The organism is Nocardiopsis sp. NPDC006139 (assembly GCF_040614155.1).
In the GTDB taxonomy this organism is placed as follows: Bacteria; Actinomycetota; Actinomycetes; order Streptosporangiales; family Streptosporangiaceae; genus Nocardiopsis; species Nocardiopsis changdeensis.
In genome coordinates, this window is the sequence record NZ_JBEXTT010000010.1 from 182,678 (window position 1) to 208,084 (window position 25,407).

Consider the following 25,407-nt stretch of genomic DNA (forward strand, 5'->3'; position numbering starts at 1 on the left):
CTGGTCCGTGTTCTCCGGGCCTCCGGGGCGGTCCCGCGGCCTCCGGGCCCGTGGAACGCCGAACGGCCGCCCCTGGGGGGCGGCCGTTCGGCGTTCTGCGGCGTCGGCGGACGGGAGCGGTGTCAGCCCAGGTCCCAGCCCCTGCGGAGGGCGCGCAGCCGCCGCACCCGCTCCGCGGTGGGCGGATGGGCCGCGAACAGCCGCCAGGCCCCCGTGGGGAACGGGTTGGTGGTCATCAGGTGCGCCGCGGGGAGCAGCGTCCGCTGCCGGGGCAGCGGGTGCTCGCGCATGCCCGCCTCCAGCTTGAGCAGGGCCGAGGCCAGCGCCTCCGGGTCCCCGGTGGTCCGCGCCGCCTGCTCGTCGGCCCGGAACTCGCTGCGCCGCCCCGCCCCGGCGCGCACCACCAGGAACGCGACCGGTGCCAGCAGCGCCACCAGCAGCCCGCCCAGCAGCTCGGGGACGTCCATCTCCTCCGAGTCGCCCAGCGGCACCAGGAAGGCGACCGCGCTCAGCGCGGTGATGAGCCCCGTGAGCGTGACGGTCACCGAGCCGGCCAGGGTGTCCGCGGCCTTGATGTGCGCCAGTTCGTGGGCGATGACGGTGCGCAGCTCGCGCTCGTCGAGCGTCTCCAGCAGCCCGGTCGTGCAGCACAGCGCGGCCCGGCGGCCCGTCCCGGTCGCGAACGCGTTGGGCGAGCGGATCGGCGACAGGTACAGCCGCGGCATGGGCTGGCGGGCGGCCGTGGCCGTCTCCCGCACCGTCCGGTACAGGTCGGGCTTCTCGATCTCCCCCACCGGCCGGGCCCGCATGGCGCGCAGCGCCAGCGAGTCCCCGAACAGGTGCACCAGGATCCCGGCGGCCACCACCACCGTCACGGCGAACTGGAACCCCTTGCCGGCGGCGCACAGCCAGCCCGCGAGGAGGAGGACCGCCGAGACGCCGATGAACAGACCGACCGCGCGCGCCGCACCGACGTGCACGCCGCCACCTCCCCGCTCTCTCGTCCCTGTATGTGTACATGGGGATGAACGTGCGGATCGGGGTCCCGCGTTCCCGGTTCGGACGTCCTCCCCGGTCGGCCCCTCCCACGTGGCGGCCGCGGGGCCGGATCCCGGGCACGGCGGCCGCGGCGCCCGCCCTCCGCACCGCCCCCGGCGCACATGTGACAATCGCCACCCGGCCGCGGTCCGCGCCGCCCCGACGACCTATAGTGCGAACGTGGCCCTGATCACTCCCTGCGCGAGGCCGCGGACACCGCTCCGCGTCCGCGCGCGGTCGTGCCTCGCCGCGTTCCCCAGGGTTGGCGCACCCGGTGGACGCGGGGGCCGCACTCCCCGTCCGTGTCCTCGCAGGACCGGGGGGCCGCCCCGCAGCGGTGCGCCCCGGCCGGAGGGCTGACACTCACAAGCGCCGCCGCCCCGACAACCGGCGGCCGAGGAGGTCGTCGATCTCAGTGTCCAAACAGATCGAACAGCTCGACCGCGTCGTCATCCGCTTCGCCGGGGACTCCGGCGACGGGATGCAGCTGACCGGTGACCGCTTCACCCAGGAAACGGCCGCGTTCGGCAATGACCTGTCGACCCTGCCGAACTTCCCCGCGGAGATCCGTGCGCCCGCCGGGACCCTGCCCGGTGTCTCCAGCTTCCAGCTGCACTTCGCCGACCACGACATCATGACCCCGGGCGACGCCCCGGACGTCCTGGTGGCCATGAACCCGGCGGCGCTGAAGGCCAACCTGGCCGACCTGCCACGCGGCGCCACCGTGATCGCCAACACCGACGAGTTCACCAAGCGCGCCCTGACCAAGGTCGGCTACGCCGCCGACCCGCTCACCGACGGGACCCTGGACGGGTTCAAGGTGAGCGCGGTACCGCTGACCTCCATGACGGTGGAGGCCCTGAAGGGCCTGGACATCTCCAAGAAGGACGCCGAGCGCGCCAAGAACATGTTCGCGCTGGGCCTGCTGTCGTGGATGTACAACCGGCCGACGGAGGGCACGACGGCCTTCCTGAAGTCCAAGTTCGCCAAGAAGGCGGACATCCTGGAGGCCAACCTCACCGCGTTCCAGGCGGGCTGGAACTTCGGCGAGACCACCGAGGACTTCGCGGTCTCCTACGAGATCAAGCCCGCCCGGCTGCCCGCCGGCACCTACCGCAACATCACCGGGAACCTGGCCACCGCCTACGGGCTCATCGCCGGTTCGCGGCGGTCGGGGCTGCCGCTGTTCCTGGGCTCCTACCCGATCACCCCGGCCTCGGACATCCTGCACGAGCTGTCCCGGCACAAGGCGTTCGGGGTGCGCACGTTCCAGGCCGAGGACGAGATCGCCGGCGTGGGCGCCGCCCTGGGCGCGGCGTTCGGCGGGGCCCTGGGGGTGACCACCACCTCGGGTCCGGGCATGGTGCTCAAGCAGGAGACGGTGGGGCTGGCGGTGATGACCGAGCTGCCGCTGGTCATCGTCGACGTGCAGCGGGCCGGGCCGAGCACCGGCATGCCCACCAAGACCGAGCAGACCGACCTGCTGATGGCACTCCACGGGCGCAACGGCGAGTCGCCGCTGCCGGTGGTGGCACCGGCCTCCCCGGCCGACTGCTTCGCGACGGCCCTGGAGGCGGTGCGGATCGCCGTCACCTACCGGACGCCGGTGATCATGCTCTCCGACGGGTACCTGGCCAACGGCTCTGAGCCGTGGCGGCTGCCGGAGGTGGCCGACCTGCCGGTGATCGAGCCGGGGTTCGCGACGGAGCCCAACGGGCCCGACGGGGCCTTCCTGCCGTACCTGCGCGACGAGGACACCCTGGCCCGGCCCTGGGCGGTGCCGGGCACCGCCGGGCTGGAGCACCGGATCGGCGGCATCGAGAAGCACGCCGAGACGGGCGACATCTCCTACACCCCGGCCAACCACGACCTGATGGTGCGCACCCGGCAGGCCAAGGTGGACGCCATCGCCCGCGACATCCCCGAACTGGAGGTGGACGATCCCGGCGGGGAGGCCCGGGTGCTGGTCCTGGGCTGGGGCGGCACCTACGGGTCGATCACCGCGGGGGTCCGCCGGGTGCGCCGCACCGGCCGCCGGGTCGCGCAGGCGCACCTGCGCCACCTCAACCCGTTCCCGGCGAACCTGGGCGAGGTGCTGGGCCGCTACGACCGGGTGGTCGTGCCGGAGATCAACCTGGGCCAGCTGGCCCTGCTGCTGCGCGGCCGGTTCCTGGTCGACGTCATCGGTTACAACAAGGTCCGCGGCCTGCCGTTCAAGGCGGAGGAGCTGGCGGGAGCGCTTCAGGAGGTCATCGACCGTGACTGAGCACACGCAGGGGGACGGCGGCTTCGCGGGGCTCCGGCTGGTGCCCAAGACCGACACCGCCTACAAGATGAAGGACTTCAAGTCCGACCAGGAGGTGCGCTGGTGCCCGGGGTGCGGCGACTACGCGATCCTGGCCGCGTTCCAGTCGTTCCTGCCCCAGCTGGGGGTGCCGCGCGAGAACATCGTGATCGTGTCGGGGATCGGCTGCTCCTCACGGTTCCCGTACTACCTGAGCACGTACGGGGTCCACTCGATCCACGGCCGCGCCCCGGCGATCGCCACCGGCCTGGCCACCAGCCGCCCCGACCTGTCGGTGTGGGTGGTCACCGGTGACGGCGACGGGCTGTCGATCGGCGGCAACCACCTGATCCACGCCCTGCGCCGCAACGTGAACATCAACGTGCTGCTGTTCAACAACCGGATCTACGGGCTGACCAAGGGCCAGTACTCGCCCACCTCCGAGGCCGGCAAGATCACCAAGTCGTCGCCGGTGGGGTCGCTGGACCACCCGTTCAACCCGGTGTCGCTGGCGCTGGGCGCGGAGGCCACGTTCGTGGCGCGGTCGGTCGACTCCGACCGCAAGCACCTGACGTCGGTGCTGCGGGCGGCGGCCGAGCACCCGGGCGCGTCGTTCGTGGAGGTGTACCAGAACTGCCCGATCTTCAACGACGACGCGTTCGAGCCGCTGAAGGACCCGCGGGCCGGGGACACCCGGCTGCTGCGGCTGGAGCACGGCGAGCCGCTGCGCCTGGGCGACGGCCGGGGCGTGGTCGCCGGGGAGTACGGCGGCCTGGAGGTGGTGGACGCGGAGTCCGCGGGCGAGGACCGGGTGATCCGCCACGACGCGCACCGGGAGGACCCGGGGTACGCGTTCGCGCTGTCGCGGCTGGACCGCCCGGCGTTCGAGCACGTGCCGATCGGGGTGTTCCGGGACGTGCGCCGTCCCACCTACGACGACCTGGTCAACGAGCAGATCGCCGACGCCCGCGCCGAGCGCGGCGACGGGGAGCTGGCGGCCCTGCTCGCGGGCGGGGACACCTGGGTCGTCGACTAGGCCGTGTTCTTTCGGGCCCCCGCTCCGGCACGCCCGTCGGCGGGCGGGGGTCTTCGTCCCCGCCCGCGCGTCGCGGGCCCCGGGCTCGCGGCCCCCGGGCGCACAGGAGGGCGTTCGCAGGAACGGCCCCCGGAGACACGACGCGGTCGGCAGCGGCCCGCTTCCGCCTCATGGCGGGGGCGGGCCGTCCGCATTCCCCCGCCGGGGTGTGGCGCACGACCGGGCGCCGGGAGCCCCGCGGGGGCGGAGCCCGGGTTTAGGGTGCCGGTATGCGTATCGTCATCGCCGGGGGACACGGGAAGATCGCGCTGCGGCTGGCCGGGCTGCTGGCCGCGCGCGGGGACGAGCCCGTCGCCCTCATCCGCAACCCCGACCACTCGCAGGACGTCGTCGACGCGGGCGCCGAGCCCGTGCTGATCGACCTGGAGAAGGCCACCGTCACCGAGCTGACGGAGAAGGTCATGAACGCCGACGCCGTGGTGTTCGCCGCGGGCGCCGGGCCGGGCAGCGGGGCCGCCCGCAAGGAGACCGTCGACCACAGGGCCGCGGTGCTGACCGCCGACGCCGCCTCGCTGGCCGGGGTGCGCCGCCTGATCCAGGTCTCCGCCATCGGCGTGGACAACCCGCTCCCGCCCGACAGCGACGAGGTGTGGGCCGCCTACGTGGAGGCCAAGCGCGCGGCCGACGCCGACCTGCGCGAACGCACCCTGGAGCTGGACTGGACGATCCTGCGCCCGGGGCGCCTCACGGACGAGCCCGGCACCGGCCGGGTGGCCCTGGGCGAGAAGGTGGAGCGCGACTCGGTGACCCGGGACGACGTCGCCGCCGTGATCGTCGCCCTCTTGGACGAACCGGAGACGGTCGGGAGGGTTCTCAACCTCGTGAACGGTGAAACGCCCGTCGTCGAGGCCGTCCGCGCCGCCGCCCGCTGAAAGCCGAACGCGGCCGCTCAGAGCGGCCGCTTCCGTCCTTCTGTGGCCAGATGGACCCATAGAAGGCATGATGGTTGGCGGAACCCGGCGGAGTCCCGCCACGGTTGGACGCGGATGACCGGGTATAGCAGCCCGACGGGTACTGACGGCTCCTACAGAGCAGATGGGTACGGTTATTCATGAGCGTCACACAGGTCGTGAGGGACAGCACGGTCGTCGAGCACGCCAAGGTCGCGGCGCAGCAGAAGCGGCGGATGTTCATCATCCAGCTGGAGATCAACGCCTACGACGAGGCCTCCAGCAAGCTGCGCCCGGGCCTGACCCGCATCCTGGAGGGGATCGAGGAGGCCGGCTGGCGGCTGGACCTGATCACCCCGGGTGAGGACGGCGAGAAGGACAAGCCGACCCGCATGTTCATCTTCCGCCCGGACCCCGAGGCCAAGAAGAAGGACGCGGCGCAGCAGCAGGAGGCGCAGCAGCCGGAGCCGTCGGGCCAGCAGCAGGCCTACCCGCAGCACACCGGGGCCCAGCCGGACCCCTACGCGGGTTACGGACAGCAGCAGGGCTACGGCCAGCAGCAGCAGTACCCCGGTTACGACCAGCAGCAGTACCCGGGCTACGGGCAGCAGCCGGGTTACGGCCAGCAGCAGCCCGGATACGGGCAGCAGTACCCGGGTTACGGACAGCAGCAGGGCTGGTGACCCCGGCCCCTCGGTGAGGGGGTGCGAAAGGGGCCCGTGCGGTGAGCCGCACGGGCCCCTTTCGCGTGCGCGGGGGGCGAACGGGGGCGCGTGCGGGCGGGCGGATCTCTCGGTTCTGTAACACGGAGGGGGCCGGTCCTCCGACATGTCTTTCATGTCGGACAGGAACCCGAGAAAACCTCGAAGAAACTCTGGATTCTTCCCTCAAAGTACTCCGGGCATGCGGATGACTACGCTAAGTTAATTCCGGCGGCTACAGCCACCCCGTTAGTGAGCTTCCGAAAGGTTTCCACGATGACCCGCATCGCCAAGATCTCCGGCCTCGTCCTCGCCACCGGCCTCGCCTTCGGCGCGATGACCGGCACCGCCGCGGCCGACAACAACGCCAACGTCCAGAACCTCACCATCCCGGTGTGCGTGGACGTTCTCCAGGCCGCGGGCGTCAGCGCCGACGGCTGCAACGTCGTCAGCTGGGACGCCACCTCCGGCATCGCCGCCGGCTAGCCGGCCCCGGCGGCCCCCGCGGCCGCCGACCCGGGACGTCACCGTCCCACCGTGCACGACCTTCACACCCGTAACCGAAAAGGACCTACATCATGAAGCGCTTCGCCTCCGTCTCCGGCCTCCTCCTCGCCACCGGCCTCGCCTTCGGCGCGATGACCGGCACCGCCGCGGCCGACAACAACGCCGACATCCAGAACATCACCGTGCCCATCTGCGCCGACGTGATCACCTTCTCGCTGGTCAGCATGGACGGCTGCAACGTGGTCTCCAACGAGTCCACCTCGGGCATCGTGGCCCTGGACTAGTCACGGCCCCGTGGCCGAGGGCGGGGGCGGTCGACACGCCCCGCCCTCGTGCGAACCGGTTCCAAGCGTGAACTCCGGCGCGGTCCGGCCTGCACCCGGCCCGCGCCGTTCGCGTGTCCGGGGCCGGGCGCGCCCGGCCCGACGGCTCAGGAGCCGCAGGCCGTGAGCGGGACCCCGGCCACTCCGTCCGTGCGCAGCCGGGCGTGCGTGCCCGTGTCGAAGCGCTCGTCGCCGTAGTGCAGCTTCTGCCTCTCGATCCCCTCCGGCCGGAACCCCGCGCGCCGCGCCACCAGGCAGGAGGCCGGGTTGTTGAGCCGGTGGCCCAGCTCCAGCCGGAACAGGCCGGTCTCCGCGAAGGCGTACTCGGCGACCAGCAGGGCCGCCGCCGTGGCCGCCCCGCGCCCGCGGGCGTCGGCGTGGACCCAGTAGGACACCCAGCCCAGGTCGTGGGTGCGGCTGGTCACCGACACCTGCACGTGCCCCAGCGCGACGCCCGTCCCGTCCGTGACGGCGAACCCGAACGCGTCGCCCGCCTCGGCGGCCGTCCGCTGACGGCCGATCCAGGCCAGCGCCTCCTCCCCGGTGGCGGGGACCTCCGGGGACTGCCAGGCCAGCCCGGGTTCGGCGAAGGCCGACAGCAGGCGTTCGGCGTCGCCCGGCTCCCAGAGCCGCAATCGGTACATCCGTCCCACTCCTCGTTCCGTTCCGCGGGTGTCGTCCCGCGGGGAGGACACCTACGGAATCATCCCCCGGCGGGTGTCACACCGGGGGGTGCGTGGTACGTCTTCTGTGTCATGACGACCGATACCTCCGACGCCGCCGGTGTCTTCGAAGCCCACCGTTCGGCGCTGACCGGGGTCGCCTACCGGATCCTGGGCACCGCCTCCGACGCCGAGGACGTGGTCCAGGAGGCGTGGCCGCGCTGGTCCGGCGCCGACCGGTCCGGGATCGAGGACCCGCGCGCCTACCTCGTCACCATCGTCTCGCGGCTGGCCATCGACCGGCTGCGCAGCGCCCGCGCCCGCCGGGAGTCCTACGTGGGCGAATGGCTGCCCGAGCCCGTGAGCGACCTGCCCGACGGCGCCGACCGGGCCGAGCTCGCCGACACCGTGGAGTTCGCGTTCCTGGTGGTGCTGGAGACGCTCAGCCCGCTGGAGCGCGCGGTGTTCGTGCTCCGGGAGGCCTTCCAGATGCCGTACGCGGAGATCGCCGAGATCATCGAGCGCAGCGAGGCCGCCACCCGGCAGCTGTCCCGGCGCGCCCGCGACCACGTACGCGAGCGCCGGCCGCGGTTCGAGGCGGACCGGTCGGCGCGGCGGCGCATCACCGAGCGCTTCCTCCGGGCCTGCATGGAGGGCGACCTGGACGGGCTCAAGGGGCTGCTCGCCGAGGACGCCACCCTGGTCGGGGACGGCGGCGGCAAGGCCAGGGCGCCGCTGCGGGTGCTGCTGGGCCGGGACAAGGTCGGCCGGTTCCTGATGGCGCTGCCGGGGAGCTTCGAGAAGTTCCTGGCGTCGGTCGGCGCGCCGGCGGCGGACATCCGCGTGGAGGTCGGCGAGGTCAACGGGGCCCCGGCCCTGATCTGCGCCGCCGCGGGCCGGATCGTCGCCGCGGTCGTCCTGGACGTGGACGGCGGCCGGATCCGGAACGTGTACCTGGTGGCCAACCCCGACAAGATGTCACATCTGCGCCTGCCCGATCCGTCCTAGGGGGTATGGAACTCACCGTTGTGGGCGGTGGCCTCGCCGGTCTGACCGCGGCCATCGCCGGCGCCGAGAGCGGCGCCTCCGTGACCCTGTACGAAGCACACTCCGCCCCGGGCGGACGGGCCCGGGCGACCGACCCGCCGTACGTGGCCAACGAGGGACCGCACGTGCTGTACGGCGACGGGTTCGCCGCGCAGTGGCTGCTGGAGCGGGACCTGGTCCCGGCGTACCGCCGGTTCCCGCTGGCGGCGGTCCCCGGGGTGAGGATGCGCGAGGACGGCCGGGTGCGGTCGGCCCTGTCGCCCGCACTGCTGGGCGCGGCCGCGCGCCGGCGCCTGCGCGCCCCGCACGACCGCGACTTCGGGTCCTGGGCGCGCGAGCACCTGGGCGAGAGGTCCGCGCGGGTGGCCGCGAACTACATGGGGGTGGCGCTGTTCGACCACGACCCCTCGCGGCTGTCGGCGGAGTTCGTGTGGGAGAGGTTCCAGCGGGTGCTGTCGCCGAAGCGGCCGGCGCCGCTGTACGTGGTGGGCGGCTGGACCGCGCTGGTCGGCCGGATGGCCCGGCGGGCCCGGGAGATGGGCGTGCGGATCGAGACCGGGGCGCGGGTGGACGCGCTGCCCGGGGACCGGCCGGTGATCGTGGCGACCTCCCTGGCGTCGGCCCGCGCGCTGCTGGGCGACCCGTCGCTGGAGTGGGAGAGCGGGCACGCGCTGCTCGTGGACCTGGGACTGCGCCGGGGGCGGGACCCGTTCGTGGTGTTCGACGCCGACGAGTGCGGGTTCGTGGAGCGGTACACGCGGGTGGACCGCACGCTCGCCCCCGAGGGCGAGGAGCTGGTGCAGGCGCAGATCCCGGTGCGGCCCGGGGAGTCCCGGGCGGCGGTGACCGACCGGCTGGAGCGGCTGCTGGACATGTCGCTGCCGGCCTGGCGGAGCCGGGTGACCTGGCGCCGCGACCAGGTCGCCAGGGGGCGCACCGGGGCACTGGACCTGCCGGGCACCACCTGGCGCGACCGCCCGGCGGTCGACCGGGGGGACGGCGTGTACCTGGCGGGGGACTCGGTGGCCGCGCCCGGCCTGCTGGGCGAGGTCTCGGTGGCGAGCGCGGTCCGCGCCGCCGCGGCGGCGGTCTCGGCCCGCGCTCCCCGCTCCGTCTGACCACCGCCGGGGCCGGGGGCGGGCCTCCGCCCCCGGCCCGCGGTCAGGCGACCCAGCGGTAGCGGTGCTCGGGGCGCCCGGCCGAGCCGTAGCGCATGCGCAGCTCGGCTCGGCCGTCGGCGCACAGGTACTCCAGGTAGCGGCGCGCGGTCACCCGGGAGACGCCCGAGCGCTCGGCGACGTCGGACGCGGACAGGTCGCCGTCGGCGTCGCGCAGCACCCCCGCGACCAGCTCCGCCGTGGCCGAGGTCAGGCCCTTGGGCAGCGAGCGTCCGCCCGGGGGGCGCAGCAGGCCGAACAGCCGGTCCACGTCCTGCTGGGTGGCCTCCCCCGCGGAGTCCATCTGGCGGTGGGCCACCGCGTAGCGTTCGAGCTGGTCGCGCAGGGCGCTCAGGGGGAACGGCTTGAGGAGGTAGTGCACCGCCCCGCCGTGCAGGGCGTCGCGGACCTGGGCGATGTCGCGCACCGCCGTGATCATGAGGAAGTCGGTGCGGCGGGCCTCGTCGGCGGCGGCCGCGCGCAGCGTCCGCATCACCTCGATCCCCGACGCGTCGGGCAGGTGCAGGTCGAGCAGCACCAGGTCCGGTCGGTGGCCGCGGATCTGGGCGAGGGCGGTCGCCGCCGTGTGCGCCACCCCCACCGCGGTGAACCCGGGCAGCGACTCCACCAGGTCCTGGTGGTTGCGGGCCACCCGCACGTCGTCGTCCACGACCAGGACGCGGATCACCGGTCCTCCCCCGCGCCCCCGGTGCCCTCCGGAGCGCCCGCGGAGGCCCGCGCGGCCGCGGGCAGGTAGGCGGTGAACACCGCCCCCTCCTCGCCGTCGGGCGCCTCCATCTCCACGCTCCCCCCTCTGCCCTCGCACACCTGCTTGACCAGGGCCAGGCCCAGCCCGCGCCCGCCCGCGTCCCGGGACGCCTTGGTGGTGAACCCAAGGCGGAAGATCTCCTCGGCGATCCCGTCGGCCACCCCGTGCCCGGAGTCCGTCACCCGGATCTCCAGCAGGTCGTGCGGCGGCCCGTCCGCCCCGGCCCGGTGCAGGCGCACCATCAGCTCCACCCATCCCCGGCCGCCGCCCGCGACGGCGTCCAGCGCGTTGTCCACCAGGTTGCCCAGCACCAGCAGGGCGTCGGCCCGCAGCCCCCGGTCCAGTGCGGGCACCTCCGTCATCGGAGAGATCCGCAGGTCCACCCCGATCTCGGCGGCCTGCGCCGACTTGGCGATGACCAGGGCGGCCACCGCCGAGTCCGCGACGTGCTCGGCGATACCCGTGCTGGTGCGGGTGTGCGCCGCCGACAGGTCCGCCAGGTAGGCGCGGGCCTCCTCGTGGGCGCCCAGGTCGAGCAGCCCGGCGAGCGTGTGCATCCGGTTCGCGAACTCGTGGGTCTGGGCCCGCAGCCCCCGGGTGACGGTGCGGGCGCCGTCGAGCTCGCCGGTGAGCCGGTCCAGCTCGGTGCGGTCCCGGAAGGTCACGACCGCGCCGGTCTCCTCGCCCCGGATCCGGACCGTCCTGCGGTTGGCGACCAGGATGCGGTCGCCGGAGAGCAGGAGCAGGTCCCTGCCCCGGTCGGCCCCCGAGACGATGTCGCGGACCCGCTCCGAGGCGCCGAGTTCGTCCAGGGTACGCCCCTCGGCGCCGTCGGGGAGCCCCAGCATCGCACGGGCCGGGGGGTTGGCGAAGACGAGGCGGCCCTGCGCGTCGACGGCGAGCACGCCCTCGCGGACCGCGTACAGGAGCGCCTCCCGGCTCTCCAGCAGCGCGGTGATGTCGGCCGGTTCCAGCCCGTGGGTCTTGGTCCTGACCTGGCGGGACAGCGACCACGCGCCGATCACTCCCAGGCCCAGGACCACGACGACCGTGCCCAGGACGGCGGGGACGGCGGCGCGCGCCTCGGTGGCGGCGTCGGAGCTGAGTATGCCCAGGGAGACGTACGCGACCACTTCGCCGCGGGCGTCGCCGCCGTTGACCGATCCGCCGCCGGAGAACACGGGGACCTTGGCCCGGACGGTGCGCCCCTGGGTGCCGGTCTCCACCCCCGTCCACTCCTCCCCCCGGGCCGCCGGCCCGGGCGGGGTGGACACCATCTCCCCTATGCGGTCCTTGTCCGGGTGGGTGTAGCGGATGCCCTGGGGGGAGGCGATGACCAGGTACTCCACGTCGGTGGCGGAGGCGATCCGGTCCGCCGTCGGGTCCAGGGCGGCGGCCGGGTCGCGGGACTGCACGCCCTCCACGACCGCGGGCATGACGGCGACCGCCCGGGCCACGCTGAGCACGCGCTCGGTGTACTGCCGGTCGGTGTGCCGGTCGAGGTGGAACACCCACAGGGAGCCGACGGCGACCAGGGCCGCGGCGAGCAGGAGCACGTAGCCGACGAACAGGGAGCCGGTCAGGGACAGGCGGGGACGGGTGCGCGGGGCGGTGGTGCGCGGCGGCCGTCGCAGGATGCGCGCGGTCATGCCGGGGCCTTCCGGGAGGGGATCGGTGCGGTCGCGGTGTCGGCGCCGTGGTCGCGGCGCCGGCGGGACGCCTTCCGGGTCTGTGAAGGCCCAGGTGGGCGCCCCGTTCGGCTGCTCGTCACGAACAATACGACCAATATGACGCCAGTTTTAACAACACTCTTACACGGGCGTGCGCCGCGTCACACTGTGACCCGGCTCTCCTCGTTCCCGCACGGCGAGGGGGCGAACGAGGTCGGAAGGAGACAGCGATGCGCGAACGCGGCGTGCCGCTCCGTGTCGCGGGCGGGCTCTGCGCCCTCCTGCTGGTGGGGACCGCACTGTTCGACGTGCGCCAGAGCGCGGCGTCGGGCACCGGTGAGCAGGAGAAGCTCCTGCTCATCGCACCCGCCGCGCCGGGCGGCGGATGGGACACCCTGGCCAGGGAGATGCAGAACGGCCTGCGCGAGGAGGACATCCGCTTCAACGTCGAGGTGCGCAACGCGGAGGGCGCGGGCGGCACCATCGGCCTGGCGCAGGTCGTCAACCGGGAGGGGCAGCACACCGTGATGTCCATGACCGGTCTGGGCATGGTGGGCGCGGTGGAGACCACCGGGTCGCCGTACACGATGGACGACATCACCCCGATCGCCCAGCTGGCCTCGGAGTACCAGGTCGTGGTGGTGCCCGCCGACTCGCCCTACGAGAGCCTGGACGACCTCGCCGAGAACTGGGCCTCCCAGGAGGGGACCCTGCCGGTGGCGGGCGGCTCGATGGGCGGCGTGGACCAGATCTTCGCCGGGCGGGTGGCCCGCTCCATGGACCTCTCCCCCGCGGAGATCAACTACCTGCCGTACTCGGGCGGCGGCGAGGTGCTGACCTCGCTGCTGTCGGGGACCGCCGCGGTCGGGTTCAGCAGTCTGAGCGACTTCGCCGACCAGGTGGGCGACGGGGGCCCGCTGCGGGTCCTGGCCGTGTCCTCTCCCGAGCGGCTGGAGGGCCTGGACGCGCCGACGATGCTCGAGGAGGGCTACGACGTCGAGATGTCGAACTGGCGCGGGGTCATCGCCCCGCCGGGGCTGACCGACGCCGAGGTCGAGGCCCTGGAGGAGCAGGTGCGGGAGCTGGTGGAGAGCCCGTCGTGGGCCGACACCCTGGAGCGCAACCGGTGGACGGACACCTACCAGGGACGCGAGGAGTTCACCGCGTTCCTGGAGGAGGAGGTCGTCGCCACGCAGGAGACCATCGAGGAGCTGGGGCTGTGACCGTGAACGGAACGGAGAAGGCGGCGCCGGGGTCCGTACCGGACCCCGCGGACGCGGTGGCGGCCCCGGAGGCCGGCGGGGCCGCGGAGACCGCGGAGGCCGCGAAGGCGGCGGAGGCCGAGGGCGCCGCGGAGGAGGCGCAGGCCGGGGACGGCCTGGACCCGGACACGGCCCCCTGGGGCGGCCCGGCCCGCTGGGTGGTGCCGGCCCTGGCCGCGGCCGTGGGCGCGCTCATGCTGTGGGGCGCGTTCACCATCGAGGCGCCGGCCAACGCGACCCGGCCCGGACCGGGTTTCTTCCCGGGGATGATCGGCGCGCTGCTGCTTGCGGCGACGGCGTTCCTGGTGGTGGGGAACCTGCGCCGGCGGCCCCAGGGGGCGGTCAACACCCTGGCGTGGTTCGAGGCGCGGCCGGTCCTGATCGTGGTGGCGGCCCTGGCGGTGAACACGGTCCTGCTGGAGTTCCTGGGCTGGCTGTTGGCGGGGGCGCTGCTGTTCTGGGCGGTGGCCTTCGCGTTCGGGGCGCGCGCGTACCTGCGTGACGCCGTGGTGGCGCTGTCGGTGTCGGCGGCCGTCCAGGTGGGCTTCTCGCTCGGCCTGGGGCTGAGCCTGCCGCCCGGGATCCTGGGGTGGGTGCTCTGATGACGGAAACACTGGTCGGACTCGGGGACGGGCTCGTCGCGGCCCTGACCCCGGGCAACCTGATGTGGGCGTTCCTGGGCGTGGTGCTGGGCACCGCGGTGGGAGTGCTGCCGGGCCTGGGCTCGGCGATGGCGGTGGCGCTGCTGCTGCCGGTGACGTTCCAGCTCGACCCGACGAGCGCGTTCATCCTGTTCGCGGGCGTTTACTACGGCGGGATGTTCGGCGGGGCGACCACGTCGATCCTGCTCAACACCCCGGGGCAGGCGTCGTCGATCGCCACCACGTACGAGGGCCACAAGATGGCCCTGACGGGGCGGGCCGCGCAGGCCCTGGGCACCGCGGTGATCGGGTCGTTCTTCGCGAGCATCGTCGGCACGCTGATCGTGGCGTTCTTCTCGCCGGTGATGGTGTCGTTCGCGCTGAACTTCGGGCCGGGCGAGTACTTCGCCCTGACGGTGTTCTCGTTCGTGGCGGTGGCCGCGGTCGTGTCCGGGTCGGTGCTGCGCGGGGTGACCTCGCTGCTCATCGGCCTGGCGATCGGCGTGGTGGGCATCGACGGCCAGAGCGGCACGCCGCGGTTCGACTTCGGGTCGACCGTGATGCTCGACGGTATCGACGTCGTCATCGTGACCGTGGGGCTGCTGGCCCTGGGCGAGGTGCTGTACGTGGTGGCGCGCGGCCGGTCCGCCCCGAACCTGGGCGCGATCCGCACCGGGCGACCGTGGCTGAGCCGGCGGGACTGGAAGCGGTCCTGGGGCCCGTGGCTGCGCGGGACCGCGCTGGGCAGCACCTTCGGCCCGATCCCCGGCAGCGGGGCCGAGATTCCGACGTTCGTGTCCCTGGGCGTGGAGCGCAAGCTCGCCCAGCGGCGGGCCGAGCGCAGGGGCGACCCGCAGGAGAACGAGTTCGGCCGGGGCGCCATCGAGGGCGTGGCCGGGCCGGAGGCCGCCAACAACTCCAGCGCGGCGGGCACGCTGGTGCCGCTGCTGGGGCTGGGGCTGCCGACGTCGGCGACGGCCGCGATCATGCTGGCGGCGTTCCAGCAGTACGGGCTCCAGCCGGGGCCGGTGCTGTTCGAGCGCAACGCGGACCTGGTGTGGACGCTGCTGGCGTCGCTGCTGATCGGCAGTGTGATGCTGCTCGTCATCAACCTGCCGTTCGCGCCGCTGTGGGCGAAGCTGCTGAAGCTGCCCAAGCCGTACCTTTACGCGGGGATCACGCTGTTCTCGGTGCTGGCGGTGTACGCGATCAACGCGTCGGTCGCCCACCTGGTGATCCTGCTGGCGGTGGCCCTGCTGGGGCTGGTGATGCGGTCCTTCGGGGTCCCGGTGGCACCGGCGCTGATCGGCGTGGTGCTGGGGCCGATCGCGGAGACGGAGTTCCGGCGGGCGCTGGCGGCGTCCTCGGGCGACCCGTCGATCCTGGTCGGCAGCGGGATCTCGATCGGGCTGTACGCGCTGGTGGTGATCGCCGCGCTCGTGCCGGTGATCGCGGGCCTGCGGCGCAGGCGGGCGGTGGCGAAGGCCGTGCCCGCGGAGGGCGGCGAGCGCGAGAGCGTGTCCTGACCACGGCCGGCCCCTTACTCCCGGGGGCCGGCGTCCAGCCGACCCACTACTCCCGGGGTCGGCCGCCGAACGGCCCCCGGCCCGTCCGCCGGGGGCCGTTCGCACGCGCGGGCCGGGGCGTGCCGTGCTCAGGCGGGGGGCGGCCCCAGGAGGTCCCAGCGGTTGCCCGCGAGGTCGAGGAAGACGGCGACCCTGCCGTAGGGCTCGTCTCGGGGCTCGGTGACGAACCGGACCCCGTGCCGCTCCATGCGGGCGTGGGAGGCGGCGAAGTCGTCCACCCTCAGGAAGAAGCCGACCCGGCCCCCGGTCTGTCCGCCCACGGCGGCGCTCTGGCGCTCGCCGTCGGCACGGGCGAGGAGGAGGCCGGTGACCGCTCCGGGCGGGCGGACCACCACCCAGCGCTTCTCCCGGCCGTCGTTGGTGAGGGAGGGGGAGTCCTCGGTCAGTTCGAAGCCGAGGGCTTCTGTGAAGAAGGCGATGGCGGAGTCGTAGTCGTCCACTACGAGGGTGACCAGGTCCATGTGCACGGGACCACGCTAGACCACGGTCTCCCCGGGACGGCCCTGGGGCGGGGCGGTCGGGGACCGCCCCGCCCCGCGGTGGCCCGGAGGGCCGTGGTCACAGGGGCTGGTCGTCGACCACGACGTCCCAGCTGACGTTGTCGCCCTCGACGGCGGTCGCCGTGACGGTCACGCCGTAGTTCGTGCCGCCGTCCACCAGGTTGCAGCGGATCTCGGCGCCGACCTGCGCGGGGAGGCCCTCCAGGCAGCTGAAGCCGTCGGGGGTCTGCCCGACCGCCGCCGCCAGCGCCTCGGACGACTTCTGGGCGACCTGGTCGGCGGGCACAGTGCCGTCGACCGCGGTGGCGCTGTTGCCGTCCCCGGCCGCGGGCTCGGTCCCGGCCTCGGTGTCGCCGGCGGCGCCCTCCTCGGTCGCGGCCTCGTCGACCACGACGTCCCAGTTGACGTCGCCGCCCTCGACCGAGGTCACCGTGACGGTCACACCGAGGGTGTCGCCGCCGCTGGTGAGCTCGCAGCGGATCTCGGCGCCGACCTCCGCGGGGAGGTCGTCGGCGCAGGTGAAGTCGTCGGGGGTCTGGCCGACCTCCTCGGCCAGCATCTCGCTCGACCGCTCGGCGACCTGCTCCGCGTCGACGGCGGCGGGGCCGCCGATGCTGAACGAGCAGCCGGTGGCCAGAAGGAGGGGAAGCGCTCCCAGGACGGCTCCGGCGATGACCCTGCCGCCTCTGATCTGCTGCATTGCGGGCTCCTCTACAGTTCGGGGGACGTACCCCCGGACAGACGCCGTGGCGGGCGCACGGGTTCCGCGAACGCGCGCTTCTCCACTCTCCCGTGGCCGAAGGGTCTCCTCCCCGTTGCCTCCGTCACCCTCCCTTCACCCGATGTCGACCGGGCCGTCACCCCGGCCCCGGCCCCGGCGTCCGCACCGACCGACGTGCTGTGCGTCCTCGACGACCGGAACAAGGTCGTCCGGATGCGGCGCGGTCCCGCTCTTGTCGGGGGCGGGCAAGGACCGATAGTGCGCGGATAGGGCCGGGGGCGGCCGGGCTGCTTAGCCTGCCGGTGCACCGGGAACGGCCCGGTGCCGACCACAGGAGGAAGCATGCGCACCCCCCGTCCCCTGGCCACGGCCATCGCCGCCGTCGCCGCAGTCCTGACCGTCGCGGTCTTCCCCGGCACCGCCGCCGCCGAGCCGGTCGACGGCCTCGACTGCACCGTCACGCGGCAGCTGATCAACTTCCAGGAGGTCCACACCTGTGTGGCCGAGTCCGAGGACATCCGCTGGAAGCTCACCGGACGCTGCGCCATGATGTTCGGCATCCAGTTCGTGTCCTCGCCGGTGGTGGAGGGCAGCGGCACCGCCATGGTGGGCTGCCCGATCGCCGGGCCGATCTCGGGCCCCGTCCACAACGTCGTCCGCGTCGTGCTCTGACCGCGTGCGGGACCGGTGAGGCGGACGGCCCGGAGGGGGACCGGGCCTCCGCCTCACCGGTCCCGGCGCCGCCGCTCCGCGAGGGCCGTGTGGACCGAGGCGATCGCGCTGGCCCCCTCGCCCATCGCCGCCGCGACGCGCTTGATCGACCCGGTGCGGGTGTCGCCGACCGCGAACACCGACGGGGCGCTGGTCTCGAACGGCAGCGGTCCGCGCCCCAGCCCCTCCCACACGGGCCCCAGGCCCAACTCGACCAGGGCGGTGTCGGTGCACACGAACCCGCTGCGGTCCCGGGTGACGCCGTCCAGCCATTCGGTCGCGGGGTCGGCTCCGATGAAGCAGAACAGGCCGCTGGTCGGGCGGGGCGCCCCGAGCCCGGTGCGCCGGTCCGTGAGCACGACCTCCGCGAGCCTGTCGTCGCCCCTCAGCCCGGTGACCTCGGTGTTCGTGTGCACGGTGATCTCGGGGTGGTCGTGCAGGCGCGCCACCAGGTACTCCGACATCTTGGCCGACAGGTCCGCGCCGCGGACGACGAGGTCGACGCGGCTGCCCCGGCCCGCCAGGTACAGGGCGGCCTGCCCCGCCGAGTTCGCGCCGCCCACCACGGTGACCGGGTGCCGGGAGCACGAGCGCACCTCCAGTTCGGTGGCGGCGTAGAAGATGCAGCCCGCCTCCTCGAAGTCCGCCCAGCGGTCCAGCGGCAGGGTGCGGTAACGGGCGCCGGAGGCCACCACGACCGCCCGGGTGTCGATACGGCTGCCGTCGGCCAGGTACAGCACCGGGTCGGGCCCGGTGGTGTCCAGCCGGTCCACCCGGCACGGCATGTACATCGCGGCACCGAACTTCAGCGCCTGGATCGCCGACAGCCGGGTCAGCTCCTCCCCCGCGATACCGTGCGGGAAGCCGGGGTAGTTCTCGATCCGGGAGCTGGACGCGGCCTGCCCGCCGGTGCCCAGGGCGTCCAGGACCACGGTGTTCAGCCCCTCGGAGGCCCCGTAGAGCGCGGCCGCCAGCCCGGCGGGCCCGGCCCCCACGACCACGAGGTCGAGGTCCTTGCAGCTCGGCCGGTAGGCCTTGCCGATGAGTCCGGCCAGGATCCCCGGGGTGACGTTGCGGGTCACCCGCCCGGCGAACACGACGGCCGGCAGGTCGCCCTCGGCCAGGCCGACGGCGTCGAGGAGCCTGCGGCCGTCCGGCGCGTCGGCGTCGTGCCACTCGTAGGGGAGCCGGACCCGGGCGGCGTAGGTGCGCAGGGCCAGGGTGGCCGACGAGTCGGGCCGGCCGATCAGATCGACGGGGCGGACCGCTTCGCGCAGGTACTCCCGGCGGACCAGCAGGGCCTCCAGGACGGTGTCGGAGAGCTCCGCCTCCTCGGCCATCATCGTGCGGAACCGCTCCCTGGACAGGCGGTGGACCCGGCCCGGCGCCACGACCCGTACCGTCACGAAGGCCATCTGGTCGCCGAGCAGGTTGACCTCGCCGAGGAAGTCGCCGGGCCCCATGGTCATGAAGACCTCCTCGGGGCGGCCGAAGGAGGCCTCGCGGACCACCTCGACGTAGGCCTCGTCGAGGACGATGAGGTCGCGCTCGAAGTCGCCGGCGCGGGTGAGGACGTCGCCGGCCTTCACCTCGTGCCCGGTCCCGTAGGAGCGCAGCCGGTCGAACCGGGCGAAGTCCAGCCGCGGCCGGAGCCTCTCCATGATCCCGTCGTGCGCAGACCGACCCATCCCGATGCCCCTTCCGCCCCCGTAGTTCCCTTTCCTACCTGTTCGGGCACGCGGATTCCAGGGACCCGGCGGCGGGGCGCCGGAGGCGCTCCGGGAAGGGGCGCCGGCGGGGCGGCCCTCAGGCGGCGCGGACGGGGTGCTTGAAGACCTGCTCGCGGTGCCAGCGCACGTGGTCGGGGGCGACCGGCGGGGAGGCCGCGGGCAGGAGCAGGTCGCGTCCGGCGAGGTCGGTGACGATCCGCCGGGCCTGGTCGGAGCGGGCCTCGAAGCGCGGGGAGACGTCCAGGGTCAGCTCCGCGGTGAGGCCGAGGACGCCCCGGTCCAGGAGCAGGTGGTGCTGGGAGCACAGCGCCAGCCCGTTGTCCACCGTGTCGGGCCCGGCCTGGGACCACCAGCGCACGTGGGCGGCCTCCAGGCCGACCGGGACGCCGTCCATCCACCCGTCGTAGCCGCAGAACGCGCACCGGTGGCCGTAGGCGTCCAGCACCGCCTCCCGGAAGGCGGGGTCGCGGTCGCCGGACGCGGCCCACCGCCCGGGGGCGAGGGAGAGCCCGGCCAGGGCCAGCACCTCCTCGTGCAGGGAGGACGGGAAGTTCGCGTCGAGCAGCAGGCGGGCGACGCGGGTGCGCAGCCCCGGGTCCTCCTCCAGCGCGCGGGAGAAGTCGGGGGCGAGGCTCCCCCGGGCGCCGGAGCGCCGCAGCCGGCCCGGATTGTCCCCGGGGTCGTCGCCGTCGTCCGTGGCGAGCAGCCACAGCCCGTCGTCGTTGGCCAGGCGGCGGAAGGGGAAGGCCGGCGTCGTGCCGTTCTTGGCCGGTGGGGCGAACTCGTCCAGCAGCAGCCGGAGGCGCTCCTCCGCGGCGCTGTAGAGGATGGGGGCGTCGCCGTGGCGCTGGTGGTGGCCCAGCGCGTACAGCAGCAGGAGGGGTTTGTGCGGCGCCCGCACGCCGTCGCGCCGCCACTGCCTGATCCGGCCGATCCGCTCTTCCCAGTCCATGGCGCACGACTCTAGCGGCGGGACGGAGGGCGGGATCACAGGCGACATGTCGGACTAATCGTCCTACGATTGCAGACGTGCCGGAATCCAACCGCGGCGTCGCCCTCGGGGCGGGCGCCTTCCTCCTCTGGGGCTTCGCAGCCCTCTACTGGCCCTTCCTCTCCGCCGCCCAGCCCGCAGAGATCCTCGCCCACCGCATGGTGTGGTCGCTGCTGGCGATGTGCGTGTTCCTGATGCTGGCCCGGCGCGGCTGGAAGTGGCTGCCCGGGGTGGTCCGCAGCCCGCGCCGGCTGCTGCCGGTGGCCGCCGCCGCGGTCCTCATCTCCCTCAACTGGTGGGGGTTCATCTACTCGGTGTCGACCGAGCAGACCCTCCAGGCTTCGCTGGCGTACTTCATCAACCCGCTGATGGCGGTGTGCCTGGGCGTGGTGCTGTTCTCCGAGCGGCTGCGCGCGGCGCAGTGGACCGCGGTGGGCCTGGGCCTGCTCGCGGTCGTGGTGATGACGGTCGGCTACGGCGTCACGCCGTGGCTGGCGCTGCTGATGGCCTCGTCGTTCGCGGCCTACGGCGCGGTGAAGAAGTACGTGGACCTGGACGGGATGCAGAGCCTCACCGTGGAGACCCTGGTGATGTTCCTGCCCGCCCTGGGCTACGTGCTGTACCTGGAGTTCTCCGGGGCGGGGACGGCGGTCTCGGTGTCCCCCGCACACACAGCGCTGCTGGTCGGCGGCGGTTTCGTGACGGCGCTGCCGCTGCTGATGTTCGGGGTGGCGGCCCGGCGCCTGCCGCTGAGCGTGATCGGGATGCTCCAGTACATCGCGCCCACCATCATGTTCTTCATCGGCTGGCTGGTGCAGGGCGAGGAGATGCCGCCCGCCCGGTGGGCCGGGTTCGCGCTGGTGTGGCTGGCGCTGTGCGTGTTCGCGTTCGACCAGGTGCGCGGCGCGCGGGCGCGGTCGGCGCAGCGGCGGCGGGCGGAGAGCCCGGCCGTCGAGCCCTGCGACTGACCTCGGGGTTCCCGGTTCCGGCGTTCCGAAACTACGATCCGTGACCTTGTGCTAACGTCGAGTCGCGAACCGGATGTCTCCCGGTTCCCGACGGTCCGCACGTCACGGAGGGCACCCTCATGTCCCGCACCAGCCGCACGCCCCGCGCCCCGCGCGCGGCCGCGGTGGTGCGTCCGCCCTCCCTGCTGCTGCTGCCGCTGTTCGTCGGGGCGGCCCTGGCCGCCCTGTGGCTGATCGGCGCGCCGTCCGCGCAGGCCGACACCGCCGGGCCGCTCGGCCTGGACCGGGCCGCCTCGCTGGACCGGGCCGCCTCGCTGGACACCGGGCTCGCGCAGGGGCTGGACCCCTCGCTGGAGGCCGGGGTCGCCGAGGTCGCCGCACCGGTCACCGACACCCTGGGCACCGTCCACCGGAGCCTGGAGGAGCGGACGGAGTCCGCCCCCGCCGTCACCGAGGTCGGCGAGGAGGTCCACGAGGGCGCCCGGCGCGTGGTCCGCGAGCTCTCGGCCGCCGACCAGGTCCAAGCGGAGAACCTCGTGGCCCACATCGCCGCCACCCGCGTGGCCCCCGCGCCGGCGGAGCCGGCCGCTGCGGCCCCCGCGGCCGCGGCCGAGCCCGCCGGGACCGCCCGCCCCGGCGCCGGGGACGGGGAGCCCGGCGGGGAGGCCGGTGCCGGGGAGGCCGTCCTCCGGGACGCCGCCCCCGCGCCGCTCCCGGTGCTCCGGGCCGCCGGGGCGGTCGCCGACGCCGCGACGGTGGACGGGCAGCGCCCCGCGGCCGCCGCCGAGCACGACGTCTCCGCGGCCCCCCAGCTCTCCACCGGTTCCGCCGCGCCCACCGGGGCCGGCGCCCCCGCGGTCGCCGGGTACCTCGCCGTCGTGCCCGTCACCGCTCCCGCCGCCGACGTGCTCTCGACCGCCGTCGACGCCGTGCACCCGGTGCCCGCGGGCGCCGCCGACGACCCCACGGTCTCCCCCGACTAGGAACGGGCCGCTCCGACGGACCCGTTCCCAGCCCTTCCCGCTCTGGGAGCTGACCTGAGTCCCGTGCCCCGTACCGCCCCGCCGCGGTCCCGCTCACGTGATTCACGTCAGCCGGTGGTCCACCGGCTCCCGGCCGGCCCCGACCCGACGTCGCGGCCGCCCCGCAGCACACCGCAACCACAGAGCCTTCTGGAAGGAAACCCATGTCGCAGGCCAAGCGCATTTCAGCCAGGGCTGTTCTGCTCGCCGCCGGAACCGCCGGCTTCGTCGCCCTCGGCGCCGGTGTCTCGGGGGCCGAGGCGCTCGCCTCCCCCGTCGCCGAGATCGCCCCCACCGTCGAGCGGGCGCTCGTGGAGGGCGTCGCCCCGACCATGAACAGCGCCTTCCCCGGCGGGATCGGCCCGGTCGCCGGGAGCACGCTCTCCGAACTCCAGGAGACCTCCCGCAACGCCGACAAGCCCGCGCCCGACCTGGCCGCGATGGTGCCCGCCGGCGAGCCGGAGATCGCCACCCCGGTCGGCGGCGTCGCCAACCCGAGCGCGGCGCTGGCCGACGCCCTCGCCGCCACCCAGGACGCGACCGGCCTGGACGGGAACCCGCACGACACCGTCGGGCACGACCTGGGCGAGGCCGTCCAGAAGCGGGCCACCGAAGCGGGCGACGAATTCGGGACCACCGCCCAGGGCGCGGGCGGGGCCGTGGAGGGGGCCGCCTCGGAGGTGCTCCCGCACACGGTGGTCGCGGCGTACGGCCTCCGCGAGGAGTTGGGCGTGCCCTCGGTCTCCGACCTGCCCCGCCCCGGCGACCTGGCCCAGGGCCTCGACGCCTCCCGGCTGTCCGAGGCCGCGGCCGTCACCGAGGCCGTGGACCTGTCCGACCCCACCGCGCTGACCCGGGAGAACACCCTGGGGGTCGGCGAGGTCCTGGACGTGGCCCCCGCCCTGCCGACCGCCGGCGGGACCGTGCCGCAGAGCGCCCAGGAGCCCGTGGTCCCGAACATGTGGGACTTCGCCTACGCGTTCGGCGTGGAGACGCCCAAGGCCCTCCAGGACGTGGTGGAGTCCAACCCGGTCACCGACGACAACTACGTGAGCCTGGGCGAGGAGGAGGTCCTGGGTGCGGTCGGCAACCGCAACCTGGACGAGAGCATCACCGCCGTTCCCCGGCGTGAGCAGCAGACCTCCCCCCTGGCGCAGGGGCCGGCCGTCGTGGAGACGCCCGCCGTCGCGCAGCTGCCCGACGGCCAGCGGACGCCGGGGCTGTCGGACCTGACCGACGCGCTGATGACCGGCGCCTCCGACCTGGGCTCGGCCGAGATGGTCGCCCTCGACGGGCCGATCGCCGACAGCGAGGTGCCGCGGGTGGGCACCGGGCTGCCCGCCGTGGACGAGGCCCTGCCGCAGGTCGCCGACACCTCGTCGCTGCCCACCCTGGCCGAGGGCCCCGACATGTCCACCGCCGAGGACCTGGTGACCGGACTGAGCCGCGGGCCCGCCCTGCTGGAGGACCTGGACACCAGCGACCTGGTCTCCATCGAGGGCGGCACCGCCGAGGCCCCGCCCGCGCCCGAGGGCACGGTGTCGCACCCGACCTTCCTGAACCCGCTGCCCGGCTCCGAGGCCCTGCCCGTGGTGAGCTAGGCGGTTCCCCCCGGGCGCGTACCCGCCCGGGGACCGGGACGCCCCCGACGCGCCCGGGGGCGTCCCGCCGCTCCTTCCCGCAGCCCGATGGCGCCGCACCGGCGGCGCCATCGGCGTGTCCCGCTCAGGCCGGGATGTGGTCGGCCGGCGGGAAGCCGCCCCCGGTTCCCTCCCACCGGGAACGCCGACGGCGCCGGTCCCGGTGGGACGCGGCGCCGTCGGTGCGCGGGCGGGGCGGTCAGCCGGAGCGTTCCACCACGTAGTCGCACAGGGCCTCGAAGGCGTCGCGCGCCGGGCCCTGCGGCAGGGTGGCCAGCTCGGCGCGGGCCTTGTCGGACCAGCCGCGCAGGGTCTTCTCCGCCTCGGCCATCGCCGGGTGGGCGCGCAGCAGGCCCAGGGCCTCCTCGGCCTCGGTGTCGTCCAGCGGGCGGCCCAGCAGCGACTTGAGCCGGTCGTCGGCCGGGTCGGTGGAGCGCAGCGCGTAGAACATCGGCAGGGTCAGCACGCCCTCGCGCAGGTCCGTGCCGGGGACCTTGCCGGACTCGCGGGTCTCGGCGGCCACGTCGATGAGGTCGTCGGCGAGCTGGAAGGCCATCCCCAGCGCGTCGCAGGCGCGGGTGAGCGTGCCGGTGGTCACCGGGTCGACCTTGCCGAACATGCCGCCGAACTCGGCGGAGGAGGCGATGAGGGAGGCCGTCTTGTCCCCGATGACCCGCAGGTAGTGGTCGAGCGGGTCGACGCCCTCGGGCGGGCCGGAGGTCTCCAGGATCTGTCCCTGGACCAGCCGGCCGAACGTCTCGGCCTGGAGGCGGACGGCCTCCGGGCCCAGGTCGGCGAGGATCTCCGACGCCTTGGCGAACACGTAGTCGCCGGTGAGGATGGCGATGGTGTTGCCCCAGCGCTGGTTGGCGCTGGGCTTGCCGCGGCGCAGTTCCGCCTCGTCCATGACGTCGTCGTGGTACAGCGTCGCCACGTGGGTCAGCTCGACCACGGCCGCCGCCGGGACGAGGTCGGGCATGTCCGGGTCGCCGAAGTGCGCGGCCAGCAGCACCAGCATCGCCCGGAACCGCTTGCCCCCGGCCTCCAGCAGGTGGGAGGCGGCCTCGGTCAGCATCGGGTCGCTCGCGCGCACCGACTCCCTCAGGACGTCCTCGACCCTCTCGAGACCGTCCTGGACCTCCCGGGCGAGGGCCGAGTCGACTCTCGGCAGAGCGAGAAACCCGCTCGGGACAGCACCGCTCACCGTAAAGCTCCACCTGTTGAACGGGCACGGCGGCGGCCTTTCGGGGTCGCCGCGTGCTCAGCACATGAACATGATCCGACTTGCCACGGTATCCGACCCGGAATGATCATCCAAAGCCACACCCGGGTACGACCCGGACCGGAACGGAACCGCAGCTCATCCGGCCCGGGCCGGGGCCGTGCCCCCTCGAACCCCCGCTCCGCCCCGGTTCGCGCGAGGGCGCCCGGGGAACTGGGGCCTTCGGCCCTTCCAGAACCCCGTGCGCCCTCGCGGACCCCCGGTGGTAC

The 25,407-nt window shown here is 74.2% G+C and carries 24 protein-coding genes; 15 read left to right on the forward strand and 9 right to left on the reverse strand.

Features of this window, described 5'->3' with window-relative positions:
* Positions 1–122: 122 nt before the first annotated feature.
* Positions 123–980: a M48 family metalloprotease gene (locus ABZ249_RS15865; protein WP_355262788.1), complete on the reverse strand. Its 858-nt coding sequence runs from the start codon at positions 978–980 to the stop codon at positions 123–125.
* A 473-nt stretch (positions 981–1,453) separates the two neighbouring features.
* Here ABZ249_RS15865 and ABZ249_RS15870 point away from each other — a divergent pair, with 473 nt between their 5' ends.
* From ABZ249_RS15870 to ABZ249_RS15895, 6 genes are all read left to right on the forward strand, one after another.
* The gene (locus tag ABZ249_RS15870) at positions 1,454–3,304 is read left to right on the forward strand and encodes a 2-oxoacid:acceptor oxidoreductase subunit alpha (protein WP_355262791.1); all 1,851 of its coding nucleotides are present in this window, start codon (positions 1,454–1,456) and stop codon (positions 3,302–3,304) included.
* Positions 3,305–3,371: 67 nt separating this feature from the next.
* On the forward strand, positions 3,372–4,358 hold the full coding sequence (locus tag ABZ249_RS15875; RefSeq protein WP_255647122.1) for a 2-oxoacid:ferredoxin oxidoreductase subunit beta: 987 nt from the start codon (positions 3,372–3,374) through the stop codon (positions 4,356–4,358).
* A 269-nt stretch (positions 4,359–4,627) separates the two neighbouring features.
* Entirely contained in the window at positions 4,628–5,290 is a 663-nt protein-coding gene (locus ABZ249_RS15880) for an NAD(P)H-binding protein (RefSeq protein WP_355262794.1), read from the forward strand.
* Between the two features lie 179 nt (positions 5,291–5,469).
* A complete protein-coding gene (locus ABZ249_RS15885) occupies positions 5,470–5,991 on the forward strand; it encodes a hypothetical protein (protein ID WP_355262797.1) in 522 nt (173 codons plus the stop codon).
* Positions 5,992–6,285: 294 nt separating this feature from the next.
* Entirely contained in the window at positions 6,286–6,495 is a 210-nt protein-coding gene (locus tag ABZ249_RS15890; RefSeq protein ID WP_220563435.1) for a hypothetical protein, read from the forward strand.
* A 92-nt stretch (positions 6,496–6,587) separates the two neighbouring features.
* Positions 6,588–6,800 carry a hypothetical protein gene (locus ABZ249_RS15895; RefSeq protein ID WP_355262800.1) on the forward strand — a complete coding sequence of 71 codons (213 nt, stop codon included), beginning with the start codon at positions 6,588–6,590 and terminating at the stop codon, positions 6,798–6,800.
* A gap of 146 nt (positions 6,801–6,946) precedes the next feature.
* On the opposite strand, the gene ABZ249_RS15900 is transcribed toward ABZ249_RS15895, so the two are convergent.
* Entirely contained in the window at positions 6,947–7,483 is a 537-nt protein-coding gene (locus ABZ249_RS15900; RefSeq protein WP_355262803.1) for a GNAT family N-acetyltransferase, read from the reverse strand.
* 111 nt (positions 7,484–7,594) lie between these two features.
* Here ABZ249_RS15900 and ABZ249_RS15905 point away from each other — a divergent pair, with 111 nt between their 5' ends.
* Both ABZ249_RS15905 and ABZ249_RS15910 read left to right on the forward strand, forming a co-directional pair.
* Positions 7,595–8,509: an RNA polymerase sigma-70 factor gene (locus ABZ249_RS15905; protein WP_355262806.1), complete on the forward strand. Its 915-nt coding sequence runs from the start codon at positions 7,595–7,597 to the stop codon at positions 8,507–8,509.
* Between the two features lie 5 nt (positions 8,510–8,514).
* Entirely contained in the window at positions 8,515–9,666 is a 1,152-nt protein-coding gene (locus tag ABZ249_RS15910; protein ID WP_355262809.1) for an FAD-dependent oxidoreductase, read from the forward strand.
* Between the two features lie 43 nt (positions 9,667–9,709).
* Here ABZ249_RS15910 and ABZ249_RS15915 read toward each other — a convergent pair whose 3' ends face one another.
* On the reverse strand, positions 9,710–10,393 hold the full coding sequence (locus ABZ249_RS15915) for a response regulator (protein ID WP_220563441.1): 684 nt from the start codon (positions 10,391–10,393) through the stop codon (positions 9,710–9,712).
* Positions 10,390–12,123, reverse strand: coding sequence for a sensor histidine kinase (locus ABZ249_RS15920; protein ID WP_355262812.1), 1,734 nt, complete (start codon positions 12,121–12,123; stop codon positions 10,390–10,392). The genes ABZ249_RS15915 and ABZ249_RS15920 overlap by 4 nt, the downstream gene beginning before the upstream one ends.
* Before the next feature lie 251 nt (positions 12,124–12,374).
* Here ABZ249_RS15920 and ABZ249_RS15925 point away from each other — a divergent pair, with 251 nt between their 5' ends.
* Genes ABZ249_RS15925 through ABZ249_RS15935 form a run of 3 tightly spaced genes read left to right on the forward strand, consistent with a single transcriptional unit; the run spans position 12,375 to position 15,573 of the window.
* On the forward strand, positions 12,375–13,367 hold the full coding sequence (locus ABZ249_RS15925; RefSeq protein ID WP_355262815.1) for a tripartite tricarboxylate transporter substrate-binding protein: 993 nt from the start codon (positions 12,375–12,377) through the stop codon (positions 13,365–13,367).
* Positions 13,364–14,008 (forward strand): tripartite tricarboxylate transporter TctB family protein, encoded by a 645-nt coding sequence (locus ABZ249_RS15930; RefSeq protein WP_355262817.1) that lies wholly within the window; start codon positions 13,364–13,366, stop codon positions 14,006–14,008. The genes ABZ249_RS15925 and ABZ249_RS15930 overlap by 4 nt, the downstream gene beginning before the upstream one ends.
* Positions 14,008–15,573 (forward strand): tripartite tricarboxylate transporter permease, encoded by a 1,566-nt coding sequence (locus ABZ249_RS15935; protein ID WP_355262819.1) that lies wholly within the window; start codon positions 14,008–14,010, stop codon positions 15,571–15,573. The genes ABZ249_RS15930 and ABZ249_RS15935 overlap by 1 nt, the downstream gene beginning before the upstream one ends.
* A gap of 128 nt (positions 15,574–15,701) precedes the next feature.
* On the opposite strand, the gene ABZ249_RS15940 is transcribed toward ABZ249_RS15935, so the two are convergent.
* The gene (locus ABZ249_RS15940) at positions 15,702–16,100 is read right to left on the reverse strand and encodes a VOC family protein (protein ID WP_355262822.1); all 399 of its coding nucleotides are present in this window, start codon (positions 16,098–16,100) and stop codon (positions 15,702–15,704) included.
* Positions 16,101–16,191: 91 nt separating this feature from the next.
* Positions 16,192–16,833, reverse strand: coding sequence for a DUF4333 domain-containing protein (locus ABZ249_RS15945; RefSeq protein ID WP_220563446.1), 642 nt, complete (start codon positions 16,831–16,833; stop codon positions 16,192–16,194).
* A 363-nt stretch (positions 16,834–17,196) separates the two neighbouring features.
* Here ABZ249_RS15945 and ABZ249_RS15950 point away from each other — a divergent pair, with 363 nt between their 5' ends.
* Positions 17,197–17,526, forward strand: a complete 330-nt coding sequence (locus ABZ249_RS15950) for a hypothetical protein (protein ID WP_220563447.1) — start codon at positions 17,197–17,199, stop codon at positions 17,524–17,526.
* A 53-nt stretch (positions 17,527–17,579) separates the two neighbouring features.
* Here the strand turns inward: ABZ249_RS15950 and ABZ249_RS15955 are convergent, their stop codons facing one another.
* Positions 17,580–19,253: an FAD-dependent oxidoreductase gene (locus ABZ249_RS15955; RefSeq protein ID WP_355262826.1), complete on the reverse strand. Its 1,674-nt coding sequence runs from the start codon at positions 19,251–19,253 to the stop codon at positions 17,580–17,582.
* Positions 19,254–19,371: 118 nt separating this feature from the next.
* Positions 19,372–20,247 carry a phosphorothioated DNA-binding restriction endonuclease gene (locus ABZ249_RS15960; protein ID WP_355262829.1) on the reverse strand — a complete coding sequence of 292 codons (876 nt, stop codon included), beginning with the start codon at positions 20,245–20,247 and terminating at the stop codon, positions 19,372–19,374.
* A gap of 77 nt (positions 20,248–20,324) precedes the next feature.
* Here ABZ249_RS15960 and rarD point away from each other — a divergent pair, with 77 nt between their 5' ends.
* The 3 genes from rarD (at position 20,325) to ABZ249_RS15975 (ending at position 23,877) form a co-directional block, all read left to right on the forward strand.
* Positions 20,325–21,254, forward strand: coding sequence for an EamA family transporter RarD (gene rarD / locus ABZ249_RS15965; RefSeq protein ID WP_355262832.1), 930 nt, complete (start codon positions 20,325–20,327; stop codon positions 21,252–21,254).
* A 119-nt stretch (positions 21,255–21,373) separates the two neighbouring features.
* A complete protein-coding gene (locus tag ABZ249_RS15970; RefSeq protein ID WP_355262835.1) occupies positions 21,374–22,237 on the forward strand; it encodes a hypothetical protein in 864 nt (287 codons plus the stop codon).
* A gap of 203 nt (positions 22,238–22,440) precedes the next feature.
* Positions 22,441–23,877, forward strand: a complete 1,437-nt coding sequence (locus ABZ249_RS15975; RefSeq protein WP_355262838.1) for a hypothetical protein — start codon at positions 22,441–22,443, stop codon at positions 23,875–23,877.
* 238 nt (positions 23,878–24,115) lie between these two features.
* Here the strand turns inward: ABZ249_RS15975 and ABZ249_RS15980 are convergent, their stop codons facing one another.
* Entirely contained in the window at positions 24,116–25,120 is a 1,005-nt protein-coding gene (locus ABZ249_RS15980; RefSeq protein WP_355262841.1) for a polyprenyl synthetase family protein, read from the reverse strand.
* Between the last annotated feature and the right edge of the window lie 287 nt (positions 25,121–25,407).